We start from the raw sequence: 22,004 nt of genomic DNA on the forward strand, positions 1-22,004 counted from the left end.
GAACCCCATGCTGCCTCCCGATCGTCGTACGCCGCCGCCTTCCTCCGGCCAGGAATCCCTCATATCCGGACGTGCTGAAATCGCAGACGTGCGGCCCGTCACACAGCGGCGTGCTACCAATGAATGGTGTCCATTCCTCCGGTTCGCCGGCCCAGTGGCGGTCGCGACCGCCGGGGTCGGGCCTCGCACCCGGCGCCGAGCAGACCGCGGTGGTGAACGGTGGCTCCCATTCCGTCGCGATCCTGGTCTACGACGGTGTGACGTTGCTTGACGTCGCCGGCCCGGCCGAGGTGTTCAAGGAGGCGAACCGGTTCGGTGCCGACTACCGGATCGTGCTGCTGTCACCGACCGGCGCGGACGTCACGTCGAGTCTCGGGATCCGGATGGCGGTCGACGGTGCCGTCTCCCCGGGGGAAGCTTTCGACACCCTGCTGGTGGCCGGGTCCGACCACTATCCGCGCGCCCACGTCCCCGCCGACCTGGCGAACGCCGCGCGGACACCGGCGGCGGCGGCCGGCCGGGTCGCGTCGATCTGCACCGGGGCGTTCGTCCTCGCCGCCGCCGGCGTTCTCGACGGCAAGCGCGCGACCACGCACTGGAAGGTCGCGCACGAGCTTGCCGCCCGGTGTCCGACCTGCCGGGTCGAGCCCGACGCCATCTACGTTCGGGACGGCACCACGTACACCTCGGCGGGGGTGACGGCCGGCATCGACCTGGCGCTCGCTCTCGTCGAAGAGGACCACGGGCCCGACCTGACCCGAGACGTCGCTCGCGCCCTGGTGGTGTACATGCAGCGCGCGGGCGGCCAGTCTCAGTTCTCGGCGCCGTTGCAGGGGCCGCCGCCGCGCTCCCCGGCGCTGCGGAGGATCACCGACGTGGTGACGGCGGACCCCCGCGGCGACCACTCGCTCGGTGAACTCGCGAGGCATCTCAACGTGAGCACCAGGCAGCTCACCCGGCTCTTCCACGACGAGCTGTCCACAACGCCGGCTCGCTACGTGGAGAACATCCGGTTCGACCTGGCGCGGGCGCTGCTCGACCAGGGCCACACCGCGACGCAGGCCGCGACCCTCGCCGGGTTCCCCAGCTACGAGAGCATGCGCCGGGTCTTCGCCAGAAAGCTGTCGATCAGCCCTGCCGCCTACCAGCGACGGTTCAGTACGGCTCGCCGCTCCCACGAGGCGGGCGGAGCGCAGCGGTAGGGCTGGGCCTCACGACCGGTTCCGTGGCTGGGCGAGGAAGCGCAGATACTCCACCCGGTCGAACGGGTTGCCGCCGATCCGCCAGCCGGCGGTGCTCTCGTCGGTGCCGTCGATGCGGGCACCGAGCCGGCCCAGGTACGACGTGACCGCGCCGAGCCGGTCGACCGCTCGACGTGCACGAGTCGGCCCGGCCCGAACTCGGCTGCGATCCCGTACGTCTCGGCCAGCGTGGCGGCCAGCACCTCGCGCGGCACCTCGCCGCAGGGCAGCACGCTCGTGCCGCCGTCCGGGGCCACCCGGGTCCGCAGGAACGGGTCGGTGTCCGCGATGTCCAGCAGCGCGGCGTGCGATGCTTGATTACATCGTCTTGCGTCAATAGATTGACGGTGGGCGCCGCCGAGGCCCGGGTGACCGGGCCGTCGGCGACTGACAGGTCCATCCCGAGCCGGGCACCGCGGTCGTACGCACCGACCAGTCGTTGTGGCGCGTCGCAGCGCCGCACCCAGGGCGCGTTGGCGTGCTGCGTTCCTCCGGGACGCGCGTCGCCGCGCCGCCTCCCTCCAGCTCGATGGCAGAAGGACCTCTGATGACGATTCTCCGCGCCCGACCCGCTCCGACCCTGGCGGTCGTCGCCGCACTCGCCGCCGTGACCGCGACCGGAACGGCCCTGCTCACCAGTCCGGCCTCGGCCGCCCAGGGCTGCCGGGTGGACTACACGCCCAACCAGTGGCCCGGCGGATTCACCGCAAACGTCAAGGTGTCGCCGGGCGACACCGCCGTCTCCAGTTGGACAGTCACCTGGACGTACGCCGGGGACGAACGCGTCACGAACGGCTGGAACGCCACCGTCAGCCAGTCCGGCGCGACGGTGACCGCCCGCAACCTGTCGTACAACGGCAGCATCCCGGCCGCCGGCGCCACCGAGTTTGGTGTGCAGGGCACGTACGGCTCCAGCGGCGGCGCGCCGACCGGGTTCAGCCTGAACGGCGTTCCGTGCAACGGCACCGGGCCGACCCCGACTGGCGTGCCCACCACGATGGTGCCGACGACGCCCCCGCCCACGACGCCCCCGCCCACGACGCCCCCGCCCACGACGCCCCCGCCCACGACGCCCCCGCCCACGACGCCCCCGCCCACGACGCCTCCGCCCACGACGCCGCCGCCCACGACGCCGCCGCCGACCGGGTGTGCCGGGGCGGTGCTCTGCGACGGCTTCGAGAACCAGACCGGTTCGACGCCGTCCGGCGACTGGACCGTGGTGAACCCGGACTGTTCCGGCGCCGGCACGGCCACCATCGACACGGCCACCAGACACAGCGGCAGCCGGGCAGTCCGGATCAACGGCGCGGCCGGCTACTGCAACCACGTCTTCATCAGGTCCACCAGGAACCTCGGCAGCGTGGGGAGTGTCCGGTACGGCCGGATCTGGGTACGGCACACCACCGCCCAGCCCACCGAGCACACCACGATGATGGCGATGACCGACTCCGCCGACGGCAACAAGGACCTGCGGATCGGCGGCCAGAACGGCGCCCTGCAGTGGAACCGCGCCTCCGACGACGCGACCCTGCCCGAGCAGAGCCCGGCCGGGGTGGCGCAGAGCGTTCCGCTACCCACCAACCGGTGGGCCTGCCTGGAGTTCATGGTGGACGGCTCGGCCGGTCAGCTCCGTACCTGGCTGGACGGCACCGCCATCACCGGCCTCACGGCGGACGGCGTACCCACGCACGACATTGACGGCCAGTGGTACAACCGCACCTGGCGGCCCCAGCTCACCGACCTCAAGCTGGGCTGGGAGAGCTACGGCGGCGGGGCCGACACCCTCTGGTACGACGACGTCGCGGTCGGGTCCAGCCGGATCGGCTGCTGACCCCCGGGTGAGCCAACATGGCGTGCCACGGTATGCCGGCCACGCCATGTTGACTCACGTTCCCCCTGCGCACCGACACGTCGTCGCGCAGGGGGAACGTCACCGCCGGGTAGGGGTCCAGGAACCGTCCGCCCCTGGTCCACGGTGCGGGGGAGGACAATCGCGGGCATGGATCTCGCCGCGATTCGAGAAGACGTCGCTGTCATCGACCTCCTTCTTCGGGACATCGCTCACCGTCCGGTGGACCTGACAGACCCGGACTGGCAGGCGAAGCTGTCAGCCATGGTGCCGCCGGTGGAGGAGGCCGGCGTGGCGGCCGAGGCGGCGGCGGCCCTGACAGCTCTGCTGGACGCCTACGAATCCGGTGACGAGGGGGTCAGGGACGAGGTCCGCCAGATCTTCCGGGCACACGGCGCCTTCGGCTGGGGGGTCGGCCTCACGGGTCAGTGGCCATCGGCGGCCGCCGAGTTCCGTCGGCGGCTGGTACACGTCTCGGCCCGGGACCAGTCGGACGATCCCCGCGACGACCTCGTCGAGATCTGGGAGTTGTGCGCCAGGGCGCGCGGACGCGGGGTGGACATCGAGCCGAGCGTTCGCGCGGTCGCTGACATCTCGGGTGAGGTCGACCATTTCGGCATGGGGACCACCCGCCTGCTGATCCTGCGGGGCCTCGAACACCGCTGACACCGACACCTCGGGTCCGCCGCCTGCCCTTCGGGTCAGGTCTCCCGCACCTGCACGTGGATGCCGTAGCGCGCCTGGAAGTCCGCCGCCAGCTCCGGGCCGGCGTACCGGGGCGGGTGGCTCTCCCACCACGGCCAGTGGGCGAGGTGGGGGATCGGGTCGTCCCGCAGCATCGCCCGGAAGCGCCGGTCGGACTCGGCCACCTGCTCGCGAACCCAGCTCAGCTCGCGGTACCGCTGTAGCTCCGGGTGGTTGAGCACCGCCTCCAGCAATCTCCGGACGCCCAGGTCGGCGTCGTACTCCTCGAGGGAGTCGTCGTACCCGGCCAGGCAGGCGTCCACCACGGCCTGCCAACAGTCGACCATTCCGCCCGGCAGTTGGCCGCGCTGGCCGTGGGGCCCCGCCGTGACCGCCCGGAACCGCGAGACGAACTCCCCTTCGCTCATCTCGGGTGGTGGAAGTTGGTGGGTCGCCCGCGGGTTCCCGTCGGGCGCCAGAACCTGGGGCCGCTCGTCGTCCATCGACCGATGGTCGCACCCCGCCCGGTGCGCCGTCATGCGCCGCCGCTCAGGGCTCCCGGTGTGGTGTTGGCGTCTGCCGTCCGTTCCTGACCGACCGGGTGCTGAGGGCGTAGCCGACGGTCGTGACGCCCATCGCCACTCCCCAGCCGAGGAACACCAGCAGCGTGGCGGTCACCGCCCAGCCGTCCCACACGTCCGACCACGGCAACTCGCCGGAGAGCAGGCGGCCGACGAACACCGCGCTGCTCAGCACGCCGTAGGTGACAAGCGTGAGGGCCACCGCCCCGGCTGGGACCACCGCCAGCAGCCGGGGTACCGGCCGGCCACCCAGGCCCGGCACCCAGCGCGGAAACTGCTGCCCCCACCGCTGCACCAACCCGAGAACGAGCAGTCCGGCGAGCGGTGGGACGACAGTGATCGCCACCCCCGTCGGCGTCGAGAGGTTGTTGGCGATGTCGTTCAGCTCCTGCTCGGAGATGCCGAACGGAACGCCGAGGACCCAGAGCCCGTGGGGTAGGGCCCAGCCGACCACCGGCAGCGCGACCGCCACGTACGCCCAGCGGCGCGTCCAGCGGGGCACCGGCCGGTAGCCGGGAGCCACCGGTCCGCGCCGGGGATCCGACGCGTTCGCCAGCCCGGTGAACAGGATGCCGCCGGCCAACAGTGCGAGCCGGGCACCGAGGTCACGCCAGTCCGAGGGGCGTCCCGCCAACGCAGCCGGGACCTCGAAGAGCAGGTGCAGCGGGAACGCGGTGACCAGAAGCAGTGCCGCCGCGAGCCAGGTCCCCGTGGTCGCGGCGCGACCGGGAAAGCGGACCGCGCACACGACCACCACCGCGAGGACGAGGCCGACCGCCAGCGCCCCCCAGCCCGCCCAGAACGGCAGCGTCTCGACGCGGTCGGCACCGCATCCTCCGGCTGGATCGACCAGGTCAGTCCGGTCGCAGGCGGTGTACGCCCACCGGCCACCGGCGATCCAGAACAGGCGCAGGGCGCCCTCGCCGACGAGGAAGAGGCCACCTGCCAGCGCCCACGGTCTCACCCGGTCGACGGCTGGGGGTCGGTGTGTGCCAGCGGTACGGTCAGACATGTCGCTCCCCTACGGCAGTGCCGGGCCGGCCGGACCGTTGGTCGAGACGCGGGCCATCCGCCTCGGAAACCAGCAGCCACACGCCGACAGTCATGAATTGATGATCTGGGGCGTGCAACGACTTCTCCTCCCCGGCGCAGGGGAGTGCGCTCCCTCTGCGGAGGGGACGGCCGTGGGCTCCGCTCACCGGGCCGTGTCGGAGTAGACCTCCACGTCGTAGAGCAGTTGCACGTGGCGGCGGCCGTTGGTGATGCCGACGAAGGTCGGGTCACCGGCCGGGGTGTGACCCTGGCGCCACGCCTCCTCCCGCGCTGCTTCCCGCGACTCGTGGTGCGTCCTGCCTTCCCGGTGCAGTTGCAGAACGCGACGGGCGGTGATCCGGTCGCTGTCGAGGTGGATTCGCAGCAGAGGCACTCGCCAACCTCCTTGCCGACGTAACGGCCTACCTTCGGCTGTTCAATTAGCTTACCGGCGTTAAGTTACCTGTCCAGCGGACTAGAGTGGCAACATGACCAGCGCAGAGCCGGGCGTACCGCCGGCGACCCCGGCCGGGCGGCGAGACAGCCGCACCTCACCGCCGGTATGGCTACGTGCGGAGCCATCCCGTACGCGCCGGAAAGCGCCGCTGACCCTCGGGCGCATCGTGGATGCGGCGGTGACCCTGCTTGACGAACGTGGCATCGAGGGTCTGACCATGCGCTGCCTCGCCCAGCGGCTCGACGTGACGGCGACCGCCCTGTACTGGCACGTGAAGACGAAGGATGACGTCCTGGACCTGGCCGTTGACCGGATCTTCGGCGATGTGCCCATCCCGGACGTGAGCGACGACTGGCTGGAGGACGCCCGCCTCCTCGTCCGAGCGTGGCGCGCCGCCATGCTGCGCCATCCCTGGGCGCCGAATCTCATCGGACGTCCGATGCTCGGGCCCAACGTCCTCGCCCGCACCGAATTCCTGCAGTCGGCACTGGTGCGCGGCGGTTGTCGCGGACGTTCCCTCGCGGTGGCCACGCGGATGCTTGCCAACTACGTCATCGGCGCCGCGCTCACCGAAGCCACGTGGCACCGGACGGCGGACCCGCAGGCGCGCACCGCGGCCCGCGACCACATCGCCGCGAGGGCCGACGAGTATCCGACCCTCGACGCCTCCGGCCATCTCGACGACACCCGCTGGAACGACGACCTGCTGTTCGAGGAGGGCCTCGACGGCATCCTCCGGGCGGCAGCGCGCACCGGGCCGCCGCGCTGAGCAGCGCGCCGGCGTCGCCGGTGCGGAGGCCCCGCCGTTCGCCAGCGTCAGGCCGACGGTCCAGCCGTGACGGTGGCGGCGGTGCCTTCGGCGCTGCCGGCGCGGAGGCCCGGAGCCAGTGGCTCCGGGCCTCCGGTGTCGTGCTTCGTTCAGGGGCTGGTGCAGGTGATGTTGCCGGGTGGGGTGGCGCCGTTGCCGGTGGCAGTGAACCCGAAGGTGGTCGACGCGTTCGGGGCCAACGTGCCGTTGTAGGCGGCGTTTCGGACGGTGACGGCGCCCGTGGTGCCCGTGTTGGTGCCGCTCCAGAGGCTGCTGATGGCCTGGCCGTTCGCCAGCGTCAGGCCGACGGTCCAGCCGTTGACGGTGGCGGCGGTGTTGTTGGCGACGGTGACCTCACCCTGGAAGCCGCCCGGCCAACTGTTGACCAGGCGGTAGGTGGCGGCGCAGGTGCCCGGCCCCCCGGTCGGGGGCGTGGTCGGCGGAGGGGTGGTCGGCGGGGGCGTGGTCGGTGGATGAGTGGTCGGCGGGGGCGTGGTGGGCGGGGGCGTGGTGGGCGGAGTGGTGGACTGGAACTGGCTGAAGAATCTCCAGATCTCGCCCGAGGTCCAGGTCCTGCTGTCGTTCGGGCTGGATGACCCGTCGACGGGACTGGGGGTGTGGTCTCCGTCGAACGCGGCCCACTGCACGGGATAACCCGCTCGGCAGCCCGTGTACGTGGTGGTGATGTGGGTGAGGCTGCCCCGGCTTGGTTCGCGCGGGCTCTGCGCGGTGCAGCCGTTGTTCCTGACGAAGGTGTCGCGCAGCGACCGGCCCTGGGAGATGTTCAGCACGCTGTCGTAGATGCCGTGGATGCCGAAGTAGGGGACGGGTTGGGTGCCGCCGTTGCAACCGCTGAGATTGGCGCCGGACAGGACGGCGACCGCGCGGATGACGGTGGGTCGGGCGCAGGCCACGGCGTAGCTCATGGCCCCGCCGTAGCTCCAGCCCAGGGCGAAACGTTGGGTCGTGTCGACGCAGAGGTCGTTCTCGACCTGGCGGGAGATGTCGTCGAAGAGGGTCAGGTCGCGACCGTTGGTGTTGGCCCAACCGGCGTCGATGCCCTGGGGCGCAACGAAGATCGTGGTGTTGTTCGACAGCGGCGCAAGCCCGTAGTAGCCGGCCGAGGCGACGTTGTTTGCCGAGCCGTTCAGCCAGTGGAAGCCGAAGACCAGCCGGTACGGGTTGTTCCGGTTGTAACCGTCCGGGATCCGCAGGATGTAGGTGCGATTCTGTCCGCTGCTCTGAATGGTGCGTGTCCCGTTGGTGAGCGTGGGGGCCTTGCCGCAGCCGGCGGTGGCCGCGAGCGTGCCGTTCGTCGCGGCCACCGCTGCTTTACCCAAGCCGCCGTTCAGCACGCCGCCGGCGGCCGCGGCGAGGAGAACCGCCGCGCCTGCTATGTACGAGAATAGTTGTCTATGTTTCGCCATTGCGTGACTCCTTGCCAATTGTCGTCCTGTGGTGGTGGTGCGTGCGCGGGACCGGCCCGGCGACCGCCGGCCGTGCCCGTTGTGGCACAAGGGTGGATGAGGGCTCGCGCCCCGCCGTCCGCTCGCCGTCCGCGAGTCGGAGCGTGCCGGGGTTACGGCCGTCGAGCACCGGCCGGAAGGCGGCTCGTCGGGCGGGGCGGTGAGGGGTTGACGGCTGGCTGTGGCGCTCCCAGGTGCCGAATAGGGCTCCCCTTCCGTTGCGGGCCGGCTTGCAGGTCGGTGCGGCGTGCACGGGTGGCGTGCGGGCCGTACCGCTGCTGTCGGGTTGTCCGCGACGGGCACGTGAAGCTGGGGCATGCAGCCGGACCGAGATTGTCCGGCCAACCGCCTGCGGTCGCCTGGCATTGGCGGAGCGGCCCGGACTGGTCACGACTGGCAAGGGCGGCCGGAGGGCGTCGCCCTCGGCGTGCCTTTGTCGATCGACTCAGGTGATCGGGAGCGTGCCCTTCACTCCCGCGCCGAAAGATAGCATGTTATCGATAACATGCTCAACCGCGCGAGTCGTCCCCAGGTGTTCTGAACAGGTATCGCTTGGTGGTCCGGCCTGGCGTCGCGTGGTGCCGAGGATGAGTGCCGGTCGCGGATCGGAGGCGGTCTGACAGCTCGGTCCGCGGCGTCCTGTCTGCCCGAGAAGTGCCTTGGCTGAGAACTCGACTATAAAGATCCTCTATGAATTGGCATTGACGCATGTACATCCATCAACGAGGATGGACGGCGGTGACATTAGCGGGGGGTGTCACTGCGTATGGCGGTCGAGTTATCGCCATTCGAAAGAGCGGCTGATATTGCTGCACCCCCTACCGGACCTCACGAGGGGATGGCATGCATGAAACGTACGCTCGGAGTACCTCTGCTCGTCGCCAAAGTCTTGGCTGTCGGCTTCGCGGTTGCCCTGGCTGCGCCAGGGTCCCTGCCAGCCGCAGCCGCGGCGTCGCTGCAACCACTGTCCAGCAACGACTTCCGGGCTACCGAGTCGTCGGCTGACCGTGACTCTGGCACGTTCGCCCGCTCGGCCACGATGATCGAATTTTCGGCGGCGGCCACGAGCCCCGTGGCCTCGGAAGTGACAGTGTCCGTGGCTGGCAAGAAGTTCACCGCCAGCAAGGACATCAGTAAGGGTGTCGCCAACTGGTCCGGCGGCGGGGCTTCGCTTCAGCCGGATGAGCGCACCGCGCTCGGCGCGTTCGCCAAGTCCCTCGAAGAGTCGTGGGTCAAGCCGGCAAATGCCGCGAAGACGGCGGTTCCGCTGCACCGGGACCTGACCATCCGCCTCGCCATGCTGGTTGCCGAGGCGCCGGTCGGCACCAAGATCGGCAACCTGGAAGTGCCCCGCCCGGTGGAGCGGTACGGCCAGGCGAAGGTTCCGGACATGAAGCTCGCTGTCGAGTCGTGTGTCAAGGAGGGCACCCAGGCTACGACACCGAACAGCGCGTCCCGGAGCGCGGTGCTCGCCGCGTGCCAGCAGAGCAACGAAGACGGCATCCTCTACACCGGATGCAATACGACCGCGTGGGTGGTCCACGATGCCGACAGCCACTGTTTCCTGGGTGAGAGCATCTATGTTGGTCCGGCCTCGTACGACTGCATGGGTAAATGCGGTGGTGGTTGCTTCATCATCACCGGATACACCTACGACTGTGCTGACCACGATCGCTGCGGTCGCGAGCACGGTGGATCGACGAACCCATGGGACGCCGAATGTGGCGACGAATATTTCGAAGCCGATGACGACTTCCTGTATTCAAGCAACCAATGCGGTTAGAGTCTGAGGCCTTCTTACGATGAAGCGACTGCTGATGTCCGTGGCGTTCGTCATGCTCGCGGTCTCGGCGTCCGGGTGCGGGTCCACCGAGAAGTCGGTGGACCCGCCACCGAACGCACTGGCCACGGTGGCGGGCGAACCAATCACTGTCGAACGTGTCCAAGCGCTCATGCCTGATGATCCCCTGCCGCCGGTCTTGGTGGTGGGCGGCTACTCCGGCCCTTGGGGAGAGGCACTGAACCTGGCGATCCGCGACGAACTCCTGGTGCGTGAAGCCGCTCGTCGTGGCATCGACGGGTCAACCAGAGCCGAACAGCTCGCCACACTCATCAAGCAGGAGCAGCGCGACAAAGCCGGCTTCACCATCGAGAGCATCACCGACGATGAGGCGCGGTCCTGGTATCAGGAGCACCGCAACCTGTTCGGCGACGTGGCTCGGGCCGACGTGGCCTGGGCGGAATTCACGGACGGCGACCAGGCCAAGAAGGCCATGGAGCGGGTGGCCGGTGCGGATCAGCCGACGTTCCAGCGACTGCTACGCGAGGACAAGCCGACGAAGAGCGGCACCGCCACGATCGACGATCACCACGACGAAGTCGATCCGATGATCACCCGTGGGGCCTATGCGATTGCCGCCGCTGGTGGCATCGGGCTGTCCTCCGACCCGAAGAACAAGCGCTGGTGGGTGGTCCGCGTCGAGAGCATCTCCTTCGAGACCGTCGACTGGGATGACGCCCTGGCCTATCGGGTGAAATCGGCGATGAGCGCGTACCGTCAGGATGAACACCTGCGCCAGCTTGCCGACTCGTTGCGGAAGAAGTGGCCGGTCCACGTGTACGAGGCGAGACTCGCTGACGTCATGAGGACGGAGGAAGCGAAATGAACGTGGCTACCATTGTCGGCGGCCTGGTCGCGCTCTTCATTGCTGCCATGGCGTTCGTGAGCCTACGCAGGCGCGGTCCGGCATCCGGGTCCGTCGGTCTGGTCCTGAGACTCCTCGCAATCGCCGCCACAGCCTGGGTCGTCATCGCGCTGTTGCCCTTCACCATCGACGACAGCGGTGCCGCCGCCAGCTATCTGCTGGGCGTACCGGTGGTTGCGGCCATCTGTCCCCTCATCGCGGACCTGACCCACCGTGCTGTCGCCACGACCACGACTGTCGCGGCCCTGGTCCTGCTGGTGTGGGCGCTCCTGCTGGGCCTCGGCATCGGTCTGTGGTTCGTCATTCCGGCCCTGCTGCTGGGGGTCGCGGCGATAGCCACCATGACCAGCCGAGGCGCGACGGTGCCGAGGAAGCAGGATGCCTGAGGCCGATCACGGCGCCTGAGACGCTGACCCTTACCGATGCCGCTCGACGTCCGCCAACCGTTCGGTGAGGAAGGCGCGCTCCACGTCGTTGTCGGTGAGGGTCAGCGCCTCTTCGTAGGCCGTCGCGGCCTCGGGCCATCGCCTCAGCTTGCGCAGGAAGTCGGCGCGGGCCGCGCTGAGATATCCGTAGGTGGCCAGGGCCGGATCGGCGAGCATCGGTGTGAGCGCGTCGAGCCCGGCCTCCGGGCCGTCGCGCAGCCCGATGGCGACGGCGCGATTGAGGCCGACGACGGGCGATGGCCACAGCCGCAGCAGCGCGTCGTAGAGCCCGATGATCTCGTTCCAGTCGGTGTCCTGCCAGGTTGGCGCCTCGGCGTGCACGGCGGCTATCGCGGCCTCCAGGGCGTACCGGGTCGGTTGCCGTCGGCGCAGCGCGTCGGTCAACAACGACCGTCCCTCATCGATGAGCTGCCGGTTCCAGCGGGTGCGGTCCTGCTCGGACAGGAGCACCAGCCGCCCGTCGACGGACATGCGGGTGTCCTGGCGTGCCGCGGTGAGCAGCAACAGTGCCAGCAGGGCGCTGATCTCGGCGTCGGTCGGCATGAGCAGGTGCAGCATGCGGGCCAGACCGACCGCGCAGTCCACCAGGTCCTGCCGCACCAGGTGCGCGCCCACGGGTGCGGTGTGGCCGGTGGTGAAGATGAGGTGGACGACCTCGAGTACGGCGCTCACCCGCTCGCCGAGTTGATCGGGGCCGGGGACCCGGTACGGGATGCGGGCCGCGGCGATCTTCCTCTTGGCCCGGGTGATCCGGGCGGCCATGGTGCTCGTCGGCACCAGGAACGCGCGGGCCACCTCCGGGGTGGACAGCCCGCACACCAGGCGCAGGGTCAGGGCGACCTGCGCCGGGCGGGACAGTGCGGGGTGGGCGCAGGTGAAGATGAGGCGCAGCCGGTCGTCGACCAGGCCATCCTCGGGGCCCGGCATCGTCTCGTCCGCGACGAGCAGTGGCATCTTGCGACGGAACACCGACTCGCGGCGCAGCACGTCCAGGGCCCGGTTGCGGGCGATGGTGGTGAGCCAGGCGCCCGGCCGGTCGGGAATGCCGCTCTCGGCCCAGGTCTCCAGGGCCTGCGCGAACGCGTCCTGGGCGCACTCCTCGGCGAGATCGAGGTCCCGGGTCAGTTGGGCGGTGGTGCTGAACACCTGGGCCCAGTCGCGGCGGTGCGCCTGCGCGACCGCCGCGACGACCTCGTCGTTCATGCCTGGTCGACCACCGGACGGATCTCCACACCGCTGTGCGACGCGTGCACCTCGGGAAGCAGTGCCGCCAGAGACAGCACCTCGTCCAGGTCGGCCGCCTCCAGCAGGTAGTAGCCGCCGAGTGCCTCCTTGGTCTCCAGGAACGGCCCGTCGGTCGTGTCGAGTTTGCCGAGTGCGTCCGAGCGCAGCGAGGTGGCGGTGGGTGCCGGTTCCAACTGTTGCCCGCCGATGATCTGTGCGCCGGCCTCGGCCACGAACGCCACGTGCGCGGCGTCGTGCGCCTTCCACTGCTCGTCGGTCATCGCGTCCCACTGCTGCGCGTCGCCGTAGATGAGGATCATGTACTTCGCCATGTCTCGTATCCCATCGTGTGTTGGCCCCGTCGGTGGTGGCCCCTACATTGACGACGAGCCAGCCGGGCTCCGGATCGACAGCCGGGACGACATTCTCGGTCCGACGACCGGGGCATCATCGCAGGCTTCGGCTTCCGGTCGCGGGTGCCCGACGCGACGCGGCACGATCACCAGCTCGACGATGACCTGAGCGAGGTGGCAGGAGTGATCGAAGATGTTTCGAGGGAGGTGGGGAGACGCATGACGCGTGGACGGGTGTTGGTGGTCGGTCTGGACCCGGTCAGGATCCCTGGCTGGGATCCCGCGCCGGTGGTGGCGGCGATAGCGCGCGGTCAGGCCCGCTTCGACGATCTTGGCATTGCGGCTGACCTGTGCCTGGTGGCGCCCGACGGGGACGCCGAAGAGGCGATCGTCGCGGCGCTGACCCGCGGGGATTACGCCTGCGTGGTCGTCGGCGGCGGTATCCGCAAGCACGAGCCACTACTCCTGCTTTTCGAGAAGGTGGTCAACCTCGTCCGGCAGCATGCACCCGACGCGGCCATCGCCTTCAACACCAGCCCGGAGGACACTGCCGACGCGGCGCTGCGCTGGCTGCACTAGGCCTCTCCGGTCAGGTACATCCCGCGTCGCCGCGGCTCGAACTTCTCGATCGCGTAGCGCAGCATGACCCGTGGCATGACCCGGTAGCGCTCGGCGAGGAACTGCTCCTCCGCCGCCCGGTCACGGTTGCCCACCTCGCGCAGCATCCAGCCCACCGCCTTCTGCACGAGGTCGTGCGGGTCGCGCAGGAGCTGATCACTGAGCCGGAAGGTCCACTGGAAGTCGCCGGCCTTGATGAAGGCGAACGTCGCTATGATGGCGATGCGCCGGTCCCACACCAGGTCCGATGCGGCCAGCCGGTCCAGGACGCTCCGGTCCCGGTCGAGCAGCCAGGGCCCGACGATGTACGGCGCGGACGAGTCCACCAGGTCCCAGTTGTCGATGCGGTCGGTGTTGGCCAGGACGATGTCGAAGATCCGCCCCCGTTCCTGGTCGTCGCCCTTGACGAACTTCCGCACCAGGATGAACAGCGACGTCAGCCTCTCCTCGTGGACGCCGCTGGCCAGCAGGTCCGCCGCCTCGGGCAGGGGAAGGTCGCGCCAGTAGCGGGCGGCCACCCTGCGTTGCTGCGGCACGGAGACGCCGATGGTCCGGTCGCCCTCGCCGTACCCGCCCGGGGTTATCTGAAGGTACCGGCTCGACGCCTGCGCTCGGTGCGGGTCGGCGAGGCTGGCGAGTGCGGAGCGGACGTCGGCGGAGGTGACCACGACTGCCCAACTTACCGGGGCAGCCGGTCGGGCCGGGACGTCCGACCGCGTTGCGGCGGTCGGCCGGCTGCCGGCGGTGCCGCCTCCGCGCGGATTGCGCGGAGGCGGCCCGGCCGATCGGGTGGTGGCGCGGATTCAGCTACGGGTGGACCACTGCTGGTTCTGTTGTCCGTTGCAGGCCCAGAGGAGGAGCTTGGTGCCGTTCGCGGTCGCCGCGCCGTTGGCGTCGAGGCAGAGCCCAGACTGGACGCCGGTGATGGTGCCGTTGGCGTTGATGTTCCACTGCTGGTTGGTGCCGCCGTGGCAGTCCCAGATGATCGCCTGGGTGCCGTTGGTGGTGCCCTGGCCGTTGGCGTCGAGGCACTTGTTGCCGTACACCTGGAGTTGTTTGCCGGCCGTGTAGGTCCAGCGCTGGGCGGTGTTGCCGACGCAGTCCCAGAGTTGCACCTGGGTGCCGTTGGTGGTGGTGCCGTTCGGCACGTCGACGCAGCGGCCGGACTGGCCGCCGACGACCTGCACGCCCTGTTGCGGGTTGCCGCCACCGGCCGGTGCGTACCCGGCGGCGGCGATGTTGGCCTGCACGGCGTCCTCGGTGGCGGCCGTCGGGTAGCCGGAGGTCAGCACACCTTCGAAGAAGGTGCCCCGCCCGGTGATGCTGTTGTCGCCGCCGATGCCGAGCAGGATGGCCCCCTCCTTCTTCATCGGGTGGTAGCCGTTGGGGCGGCGGCCGTCGAAGTAGGTGGTCAGGCCGCCCGCCTGGGCGCTTCCGCCCCGGATGGCCCAGTGGTTCGGCTCGCCCTTGACCATCGCCGTGACGAATCGGTGGTTGATGGACGCGATGTTGTTGTACCCCGCGTTCACCCCGGAGAACAGCCCCCACTCCAGGTCGGCCATGATCCAGGGCCCGGCGCCGGCGCCGTAGCCCCACTGTTTGTTGGCGCCGAAGTAGACGGTTTCCATGATGGCGCGCTCGTCGGCCAGGCTGTTCGTCTGCGCGTTGCCGTAGTCGAAACAGCACCACTGGTTGTAGTGCGTGCCGTCCACGACGGCGTAGATGCCCTCGGGCTGGTCGCCGGTCGCGACGCCGTTGGTGTTGTTGTTGCGGTAGCCGGTGCCGGGCGCGATGTAGACGCCGTACGCCTTCTGTCCGCCGACGGTGACGGGTGCGGCCTTCGCGTCGGCGAGGTTGTCCCATCCGCCGGGAGCGGGGCCGGCGAAGTAACCGGGGGGTGCCTGGGTGAGGCGGTTGTTGCGGCCGGACTGGTCGTAGAGGATCGTGATGACGCAGGTGGTGTTGGCGCAGAACGAGTCCTGTGTGGCGGCGTTGACGTAGCCACCCTCGCTCAGCAGACCGATGTCGCGGGTGGTGTTGTCCGAGGATCGCCGGACCTGGTAGAGCGGGCCGTTGTACGCGCCGTACAGGGCGCGGGTGGTGCTGTGCGCGGCCACGCACGGGGTGCCACCCGAGGCGTAGATGTCGCACGGCCCGGTGCCGGCGGCGTGGGCGACGCTCGGCGCGTCCGAAACCACGTAGATGCTGGCGCCCAGGGCGAGGACCAGCAGGGTCCCCGTGGCGGCCAGCAGACGACGGAATCGTCTCTTCACATTCATCGAATCCTCTCGGTGCGGTGGTGGGGCACGTGCAGTTCAACGTCAGACGTCACACCTTTTTACATTAATGCGCGTCCATGTATTGCGCCAGCTTTCGCCACCCGTCGTATCCGGTCCGGCGATCTGGCTGCGGAACTTCCTGACGCGGGCCCGAGATTCCGGACGGATATGCTCGTCAGCGAATGACGGTGCGTCCCCGTGTCGGGGCAATAATCGATTCGAGGGCGCGGTATGAACATCGGGGAGATCGCCCGCCGGGCGGGGGTGTCCCGCAGCACCGTGTCCTACGTGCTGAGCGGGAAGCGGGCGGTGTCGGCGACGACCCGGCAGCGGATCCAGGCGGTCATCGACGAGCTGGACTACCGACCGAACGCCAGTGCCCGTGCGCTGAAGGAGGGACGCACCCGCACCCTCGGCCTGGTGATTCCCCCGGCGAGCCAGCGGTTGACCGACATGCAGTTGGGTTTCGTCGCCAGCGTCGTCGAGGCGGCCGCTCGCCACGACCTCGATGTGCTGCTGTCCCCGTCCGGTGGTGACCACGACCGGTCGTTCGAGCGGATCGTCACCGGGCGTCGGGTGGACGGCGTGGTCCTGATGGAGATCCGCCTGGCTGACGACCGGGTGACCCGCCTGACCAGGGCCGGTCTGCCGTTCGTCACGATCGGGCGGATAGCCGAGCCACAAGACATGAGCTGGATCGACATCGACTATGCCGGGCTGATCAGCCGCTGCGTGCACCACCTGGCCGATCTGGGGCACCGGCACGTGGCGCTGGTGAACCGCTCCGCCGAGTTGGTGGCCGCGGGTTACGGCCCCAGCCATCGGGCGCTGGCCGGCTTCCGGGCGGCGGCGGTGGAGCGGGGCCTGACCGGCGTGGAGGTCTGCTGCGGCGACGACACCGCCTCCGGCGAGGCGTGCGTGGAACAGTTGCTCGTGACACATCCCGACGTCACGGCCATCGCCACCATCAACGAGGCCGCGCTGCCCGGAATGCAGCGCGCGCTGACCGGCGCCGGTCTGTCCGTGCCCCGCGACTTCTCCGTCACCGGTGTCGCCGCCCAGCACTGGGCTGAGGACTTCCGCCCGCCGTTGACCGCCGCGGACGTCCCGATGGTCGAGATGGGCGCCGAGGCCGTGTCACTGCTGCTGGAGAGCATCGCCGCCCCCGGCGCCGTGCCACGTCACCGGCTGTACAGCCCGCCCATCTCGTTGCGCGCCAGCACCGGTCCGGTCCCGGCCCGGGGAGTCGATGCGGCTACCTTTTCGTGACCCGCCGTTCCTCCTGACCGGCGGCCAGGATGAGATAGCTGCTGGCGGTCCAGGTGTACGCGCGGTCCCGGAGCCCGGCCCCGGTCTCGGCATCGAAGTTCTCCGCGAATCCGGACTTCTCGCACAGCGCCAGGAATCGTCGACTGATCTCGTCGGCGATCCTGGTCTGCCCGGCCCGCCGCAGACCGTCCTCGACCAGGACGGTCGAGGGTGCCCAGATCGGGCCACGCCAGTAGCCGTCGGCGAGATAGTGCGCCGAGTCGGTCGGCTCGGTGGCCAGCCCGTGGGTGGTCAGGTGGCCTTCGACGCCCCTGCTCAGCGCGGCGGCGACCGCGGCGGGCAGGTCGGCGCCGAGCGCGACGGGCATCAGGTCGAGCAGGCTACGACTCGCCCGCCGATGGCCGGTGTGCGGATTGCGGGCGGTGAAGCGCTCGCCGTCCCAGAGGTCCCGCAGCATCGCGCCATGGATCCGGTCGGCCTCCCGGGACCACTGCTCGGCCGGCTCACCCAGCTCGGTGGCGAGGTCGGCGAGGCAGCGAAGCTGGGACACCAGGAACGCGGCGAGGTCGGCCGTCTGGAGGACCCGGTTGCCGTCGAAGGTTGTCGCGTTGTCCCAACCGCTGTCGTTGCCGTGCTGGTAGTGGGGCAGCTCCTGGCCGGGGGCCCGACGCGCGTCGAGCCAGAACCGGGTCCAGCGGGCCAGCCGGTCGTACGTCTGCGCCAGCGCCGCCCGGTCCGGTGCCTGGGGAAGGCGTCGACGCAGGTGCCGCAGGGCCCAGCCGTGGATGGGAGGCTTGACGTAGTTGTGCAGGACCTCGGAGTGCGTGACCGAGTCGGGTAGGGCGCCGGCCTCGTCCTGGTGGTCGAAGGGCAGGTGGAACTGGTGCCAGGCCAGCTCCGGCTCGCCGGCGGCCAGGGCGATCGCGTTGAAGCAGTGGTCCCAGCTCCACACCTTGTCCATCCAGTGCTTGGACATCAGGACCGCGGGTCGGGTGACGAAGCCCGCCGGGGCGACGGTGGCGGACCACAGGACGTAGGCGGCGAGTTCGGCGGCCGGTGTTTCCGCACCACGCCAAGGCGCGACCGCGTCGACGAACGCGCTGAACTCGGCGGCCCGCTCGCGGCACAGTTGGTCGAAGGTGACGGACCCGGCGTACGGGCGGCGGGCGGTGGCGTACTCCTCGATCGCGATCTCCCAGGGTTGGTCACCGGGAAGGTCCACGCACCGGTCCGCGGTGCCGAGCGCCTCGACGCCGGCGGCCCGTTGGAGAGCACCGGAGAGCACGGTTATCCGGTAGCGGCGACCGGTCTCGTACGAGGTGAACACGTGGGACCCGTCGAGCGGGTCGTGGTAGAGGTAGGTGCCGCTGAACGGGGTGAGGGTGGGCGCGGCCGCGGCCACCCGCAGGCCGAGCCGTCGGCCCCGGATCCGCAGGGTGTCCGGGCCGTCGTAGACGGCCTCGATCCGGTCGGCGCCGTTTCGCCAGGTCAGCAGCGCGGGTGTGGCGACGACAGTGGCATCGGCGGCCGCTGGGGAGAGCCGCAGTACGGGGTGTAGCCCGTTCTGGTGGGAGACCAGGTGCAGATCGTCGGCGTACGTCTTCTCGGCGACCACCGGGGAGATGTTGAACCAGGCTCCTCGGTAGCTGAACGGGATGTCCTGGACGGGGAACTCCGGACCGGACGGGGCGACGGTCATGGGTGGCGGATGCCTTTCTGTGGTGCGGGTGGTCAGTCCTTGACGGCGCCGGCGGTCACGCCCATCGAGACGTAGCGCTGGGCCAGGATCAGCAGCACCGCGGCGGGGATGGAGGCGACGACGGCGGTGGCCATGATGGCGTTCCACTGCTGGTTGTTGTTGCCGATGTAGTGGTAGATGCCGAGGGTGATGGGCTGCCGGTCGCCGCCGCCGGCGAGTGTCGAGGCGAAGATGAAGTCCGACCACGACCACAGGAACGCGAACAGCGACACGGTGACGATCGAGTTGCGGCTGACCGGGAGTACGACCGACCAGAAGGTCCGCAGCCGACCAGCGCCGTCGACCACGGCGGCCTGGAGCAGTTCGTCGGGGATTCCGGACATGAAGGCCGTGAAGATCAGCACAGCGAACGGCACGGCAAGTGTCGAGTCGGCCAGGATCAGGCCGGGCAGCGTGTTCAGGACGCCGAGACTGAGATAGATGGCGTAGAAGCCCATCGCCATGATGATGCCCGGGATCATCTGCGCGATCAGCAGGACGAAACTCAGTGCCGTACCGCCGGGTGGGCGCAGTTTCGCGAGCGCGTAGCCGGCGGGGGCGGCGAGGGCCACGGTCAGCGCCACCGTGCCCAGACCGACCAGGAAGCTGGTGCCGAGGTACGGCAACTGTTGGTCGAGCACGGCCCGGTAGCCGTCAAGTGTGCCGTTCGTCGGGAACAGGTGTGGGGGAGTGGCCCGCATGTCCTGGTCCCGGGTGAACGACACATTGATCATCCAGTAGACGGGGAAGAGCATCAGCCCGGTCAGCACCAGACCGACGGCTGTCTTCCACCAGACCCGAGGTGTGGAGGAGGTGGTCATGGCAGGTTCTGCCTCCGCTGGATCCGGATGTAGACGAGACCGGCGATCAGGGCCATCACGATGAGCAGGTTGCCGACGGCCGCACCCGGACCGAACTCGGGCAGCAGGTTGCCGAAGCCGAGTCGGTAGGACCAGGTCGCGAGTGTGGCGGAGGAGTTGGTCGGGCCACCCTTCGTCATGATCCAGATGATGTCGAAGACCTTCAGCGTGTAGATCAGCCCCAGCAGCAGCGTGATCGCGGAGACGGGGCGCAGCAGCGGAAAGGTGATCCCCCAGAACCGTTGCCAGCTCGACGCGCCGTCCAGCGCGGACGCCTCGTACATCTCGACCGGGATCGCCTGTAGCCCGCTGTACAACACCACAAGGTTGAACGGGATGCCGATCCAGATGTTCGCGATGATCACCGAGGTGAGCGACCAGCCGGGCGAGGTGAGCCAGTTGACCTGGTCGATCCCGACGACGCCGAGCGCCGCGTTGACCAGCCCGGAATCGCTGTTGAGAAGCCACGACCAGGTCGAGGCCGAGACGATCAGGGGCAGCAGCCACGGTACGAGGATCAACGCCCGTAACGTGCGGGACAGGGGGAAGTGCTGGTGGAAGAAGAGCGCCAGCGCCATGCCGATGGTGAACTGGAAGACGAGCGACGCGGCAGTGAAGATCAGGGTCTGCGCCAGGGTGGAGCCGAAGGCCGGATCGGTCAGGACGGTCCGGTAGTTGTCGAGGCCGGCGAAGGGCGCGCCGCCCTGCACGAACGAGCGGACGGTGTACTCGCGCAGGCTCAACTCGAGATTGCGGTAGAGCGGGTAGGCGTAGAAGGCCGCCAGGTAGAGGGTGACGGGTGCCAGGAAGGCCCACGCGAGCCATCGGCTGGGCCGGCGGGTGCGGGACGGGGGAGGCCCGGGTGGGGCGGCCTTGGCCGCCCCACCCGGATCCGGTACGGCAGTGGAGCTGTGTGTCGTGGGGAGCATGGTGTCGGTTCGGCGCGATTACCTGGTCGCGGCCTGAGCGGCGGTCAGCGCGTCCTTCGGTGACTTCCCACCGCTGAGGGCCGCCTGCACTGCGGTCCACAGGGATTCGGAGATCTTCGGGTACTTCGTGCCGAGGTTGTCACCGGTGCGGCCCTTGGCTGCCCGGACCGCCTCCACCCAGACCTTGAGCTTGGGGTCGGCGGCGGCCTGTCGATCCTGCACGGCGGCGACGGGTGCCACGTAGGACAGCGTGGTGTCGGTGGTGAGCAGGTTGTCGGCGTTGGTGAGGCAGGCGACGATCTTTTGCGACGTCTCGTACCGGTCGGTCTTCTTCTGCACCGGGATGGAGACGAACTCACCGCCGGTGGGCGCCGGCGCCGGGCCGCCCGCGCTGGCCGGGATCGCGATGGTGCCGTAGGAGAAGCCGAGCTTCTCCGCGTTTGCCAACTGCCAGGTGCCGTTCTCGGCGAACGCGTAGTCGCCGGTGGCGAACTCCTGCCAGCTCGTGGTCTGGGTGTTGTTGATTACCGAGTTCGGGGCGAGGCCCTGCTTGAGCCAGTCGTTCCAGAGCGTCAACGCGGACACCGCCTGCGGCGAGTCCAGGCTCGTCAGTTGGGCTCCCGAGCCCCAGAACCAGGGCAGGAACTGGAAGCTGCCCTCCTCGGTGCCGATCGCGGAGAAGGTGATGCCCTTCTTCCCCTTGGCCTTGACGGTGGTCAGTGCCGCAGTCAGCGACGGCCAGTCCTTGATCGAGGCCGGGTCGACGCCAGCGGCGGTCAGCAGGTCCTTGTTGTAGTAGAGAGCGAGGGTGTTCGCCCCGATCGGCACCCCGTACGTCTTGCCCGCGCTCTGGCCGGCGCCGAGCAGGTTCGGCGCCATGGCCGAGACGTCGAGCTTGTTGTCGTCGGTGGTGGTGAGCGCCCCGGCCTCGGCGAGTGTCGAGATGACCGGGTTGTCCACGATCAGCACGTCCGGGGAGTTGCCCTGCTGGGCGGCGAGCAGGGCCTTGTTTGTCAGGTCGGTGGTGTCGTAGCCGGTCCGCTCGACGCTCGCCGCCCCCGCCGAGGTGCCGCACTTCTTGAGCAGTGCGACCCACTCGGAGTCGGCGGCGAACTGCGGATACGGGTCCCAGACGAGGTACGCGCCGCCGCCGTCGCCGGATCCTCCGTCGGACGACGAGCAGGCACTGCCGGTCACCGCGGCAAGCGCTATCACGGCGACGGCGGCCAGGCGCCGTCGACGACTGAGTCCTGTCATGTGTTGCCTCACTTCAGTCGATCGTCAGGTGGGGTGTGCGGGTTGACCGTCGCGGGTCGGACGGCGTCCGACCATGAGGCGAACCGATTCGACAAATCGGTTCGCACGAAGATAGGTCCGTCGCTGCCAGCAGGTCAAGGGATGATCGGGTGTTCCGAAGGTTGCGCTGTGAAACGCCACCTTCACCGCGTCGTCACTTCATTGACAT

At 69.5% G+C, this 22,004-nt stretch carries 21 protein-coding genes; 9 read left to right on the plus strand and 12 right to left on the minus strand.

Annotation, left to right across the window (positions count from 1 at the left end; translation table 11 throughout):
- Positions 1-209 precede the first annotated feature (209 nt).
- From AB0F61_RS26760 to AB0F61_RS26770, 3 genes are all read left to right on the plus strand, one after another.
- Complete coding sequence (locus AB0F61_RS26760; protein WP_357814800.1) at positions 210-1,202, plus strand: GlxA family transcriptional regulator; 993 nt, start codon at positions 210-212, stop codon at positions 1,200-1,202.
- A gap of 586 nt (positions 1,203-1,788) precedes the next feature.
- The gene (locus AB0F61_RS26765) at positions 1,789-3,072 is read left to right on the plus strand and encodes a cellulose-binding domain-containing protein (RefSeq protein WP_357814802.1); all 1,284 of its coding nucleotides are present in this window, start codon (positions 1,789-1,791) and stop codon (positions 3,070-3,072) included.
- Between the two features lie 168 nt (positions 3,073-3,240).
- Entirely contained in the window at positions 3,241-3,756 is a 516-nt protein-coding gene (locus AB0F61_RS26770) for a hypothetical protein (protein WP_357814804.1), read from the plus strand.
- Positions 3,757-3,791: 35 nt separating this feature from the next.
- On the opposite strand, the gene AB0F61_RS26775 is transcribed toward AB0F61_RS26770, so the two are convergent.
- The 3 genes from AB0F61_RS26775 to AB0F61_RS26785 all read right to left on the minus strand — a co-directional run bounded on the left by AB0F61_RS26775 (position 3,792) and on the right by AB0F61_RS26785 (position 5,781).
- Positions 3,792-4,277: a hypothetical protein gene (locus AB0F61_RS26775; RefSeq protein ID WP_357814806.1), complete on the minus strand. Its 486-nt coding sequence runs from the start codon at positions 4,275-4,277 to the stop codon at positions 3,792-3,794.
- A gap of 46 nt (positions 4,278-4,323) precedes the next feature.
- Positions 4,324-5,367: a hypothetical protein gene (locus tag AB0F61_RS26780; RefSeq protein WP_357814809.1), complete on the minus strand. Its 1,044-nt coding sequence runs from the start codon at positions 5,365-5,367 to the stop codon at positions 4,324-4,326.
- A 183-nt stretch (positions 5,368-5,550) separates the two neighbouring features.
- On the minus strand, positions 5,551-5,781 hold the full coding sequence (locus AB0F61_RS26785; RefSeq protein ID WP_357814811.1) for a hypothetical protein: 231 nt from the start codon (positions 5,779-5,781) through the stop codon (positions 5,551-5,553).
- Positions 5,782-5,875: 94 nt separating this feature from the next.
- Here AB0F61_RS26785 and AB0F61_RS26790 point away from each other — a divergent pair, with 94 nt between their 5' ends.
- Complete coding sequence (locus tag AB0F61_RS26790; RefSeq protein ID WP_357814813.1) at positions 5,876-6,613, plus strand: TetR/AcrR family transcriptional regulator C-terminal domain-containing protein; 738 nt, start codon at positions 5,876-5,878, stop codon at positions 6,611-6,613.
- Between the two features lie 149 nt (positions 6,614-6,762).
- On the opposite strand, the gene AB0F61_RS26795 is transcribed toward AB0F61_RS26790, so the two are convergent.
- Positions 6,763-8,079, minus strand: a complete 1,317-nt coding sequence (locus AB0F61_RS26795) for a cellulose binding domain-containing protein (RefSeq protein ID WP_357814816.1) — start codon at positions 8,077-8,079, stop codon at positions 6,763-6,765.
- Positions 8,080-8,965: 886 nt separating this feature from the next.
- On the opposite strand from AB0F61_RS26795, the gene AB0F61_RS26800 reads away from it, so the two are divergent.
- The 3 genes from AB0F61_RS26800 to AB0F61_RS26810 are packed head-to-tail and all read left to right on the plus strand — an operon-like array spanning position 8,966 to position 11,209.
- Positions 8,966-9,901, plus strand: coding sequence for a hypothetical protein (locus AB0F61_RS26800; RefSeq protein WP_357814819.1), 936 nt, complete (start codon positions 8,966-8,968; stop codon positions 9,899-9,901).
- A gap of 19 nt (positions 9,902-9,920) precedes the next feature.
- The gene (locus AB0F61_RS26805; RefSeq protein ID WP_357814821.1) at positions 9,921-10,784 is read left to right on the plus strand and encodes a peptidylprolyl isomerase; all 864 of its coding nucleotides are present in this window, start codon (positions 9,921-9,923) and stop codon (positions 10,782-10,784) included.
- Positions 10,781-11,209 carry a hypothetical protein gene (locus tag AB0F61_RS26810; RefSeq protein ID WP_357814824.1) on the plus strand — a complete coding sequence of 143 codons (429 nt, stop codon included), beginning with the start codon at positions 10,781-10,783 and terminating at the stop codon, positions 11,207-11,209. The genes AB0F61_RS26805 and AB0F61_RS26810 overlap by 4 nt, the downstream gene beginning before the upstream one ends.
- Before the next feature lie 30 nt (positions 11,210-11,239).
- Here the strand turns inward: AB0F61_RS26810 and AB0F61_RS26815 are convergent, their stop codons facing one another.
- A complete protein-coding gene (locus AB0F61_RS26815; protein WP_357814827.1) occupies positions 11,240-12,472 on the minus strand; it encodes a sigma-70 family RNA polymerase sigma factor in 1,233 nt (410 codons plus the stop codon).
- Positions 12,469-12,825, minus strand: coding sequence for a YciI family protein (locus AB0F61_RS26820; protein WP_357814829.1), 357 nt, complete (start codon positions 12,823-12,825; stop codon positions 12,469-12,471). Before AB0F61_RS26820 ends, AB0F61_RS26815 begins: the two co-directional genes overlap by 4 nt.
- Positions 12,826-12,969: 144 nt before the next feature.
- Here AB0F61_RS26820 and AB0F61_RS26825 point away from each other — a divergent pair, with 144 nt between their 5' ends.
- Positions 12,970-13,425 carry a hypothetical protein gene (locus AB0F61_RS26825; RefSeq protein WP_357814832.1) on the plus strand — a complete coding sequence of 152 codons (456 nt, stop codon included), beginning with the start codon at positions 12,970-12,972 and terminating at the stop codon, positions 13,423-13,425.
- On the opposite strand, the gene AB0F61_RS26830 is transcribed toward AB0F61_RS26825, so the two are convergent.
- Positions 13,422-14,132, minus strand: a complete 711-nt coding sequence (locus tag AB0F61_RS26830; protein ID WP_357814834.1) for a DNA alkylation repair protein — start codon at positions 14,130-14,132, stop codon at positions 13,422-13,424. The two genes, AB0F61_RS26825 and AB0F61_RS26830, sit on opposite strands and share 4 nt — an antisense overlap.
- Positions 14,133-14,267: 135 nt before the next feature.
- Positions 14,268-15,743 (minus strand): arabinofuranosidase catalytic domain-containing protein, encoded by a 1,476-nt coding sequence (locus AB0F61_RS26835; RefSeq protein ID WP_357814837.1) that lies wholly within the window; start codon positions 15,741-15,743, stop codon positions 14,268-14,270.
- 231 nt (positions 15,744-15,974) lie between these two features.
- On the opposite strand from AB0F61_RS26835, the gene AB0F61_RS26840 reads away from it, so the two are divergent.
- The gene (locus AB0F61_RS26840; RefSeq protein WP_357814839.1) at positions 15,975-17,012 is read left to right on the plus strand and encodes a LacI family DNA-binding transcriptional regulator; all 1,038 of its coding nucleotides are present in this window, start codon (positions 15,975-15,977) and stop codon (positions 17,010-17,012) included.
- On the opposite strand, the gene AB0F61_RS26845 is transcribed toward AB0F61_RS26840, so the two are convergent.
- The 4 genes from AB0F61_RS26845 to AB0F61_RS26860 are packed head-to-tail and all read right to left on the minus strand — an operon-like array spanning position 16,999 to position 21,796.
- Positions 16,999-18,711 carry a trehalase family glycosidase gene (locus tag AB0F61_RS26845; protein ID WP_357814842.1) on the minus strand — a complete coding sequence of 571 codons (1,713 nt, stop codon included), beginning with the start codon at positions 18,709-18,711 and terminating at the stop codon, positions 16,999-17,001. The two genes, AB0F61_RS26840 and AB0F61_RS26845, sit on opposite strands and share 14 nt — an antisense overlap.
- 32 nt (positions 18,712-18,743) lie before the next feature.
- The gene (locus AB0F61_RS26850; RefSeq protein WP_357814844.1) at positions 18,744-19,571 is read right to left on the minus strand and encodes a carbohydrate ABC transporter permease; all 828 of its coding nucleotides are present in this window, start codon (positions 19,569-19,571) and stop codon (positions 18,744-18,746) included.
- Complete coding sequence (locus AB0F61_RS26855) at positions 19,568-20,539, minus strand: sugar ABC transporter permease (protein ID WP_357814846.1); 972 nt, start codon at positions 20,537-20,539, stop codon at positions 19,568-19,570. The genes AB0F61_RS26850 and AB0F61_RS26855 overlap by 4 nt, the downstream gene beginning before the upstream one ends.
- Before the next feature lie 18 nt (positions 20,540-20,557).
- Positions 20,558-21,796: an extracellular solute-binding protein gene (locus tag AB0F61_RS26860; protein ID WP_357814849.1), complete on the minus strand. Its 1,239-nt coding sequence runs from the start codon at positions 21,794-21,796 to the stop codon at positions 20,558-20,560.
- Between the last annotated feature and the right edge of the window lie 208 nt (positions 21,797-22,004).

The sequence above is a fragment of the Micromonospora sp. NPDC023888 genome, assembly GCF_040639415.1.
GTDB lineage: Bacteria > Actinomycetota > Actinomycetes > Mycobacteriales > Micromonosporaceae > Micromonospora.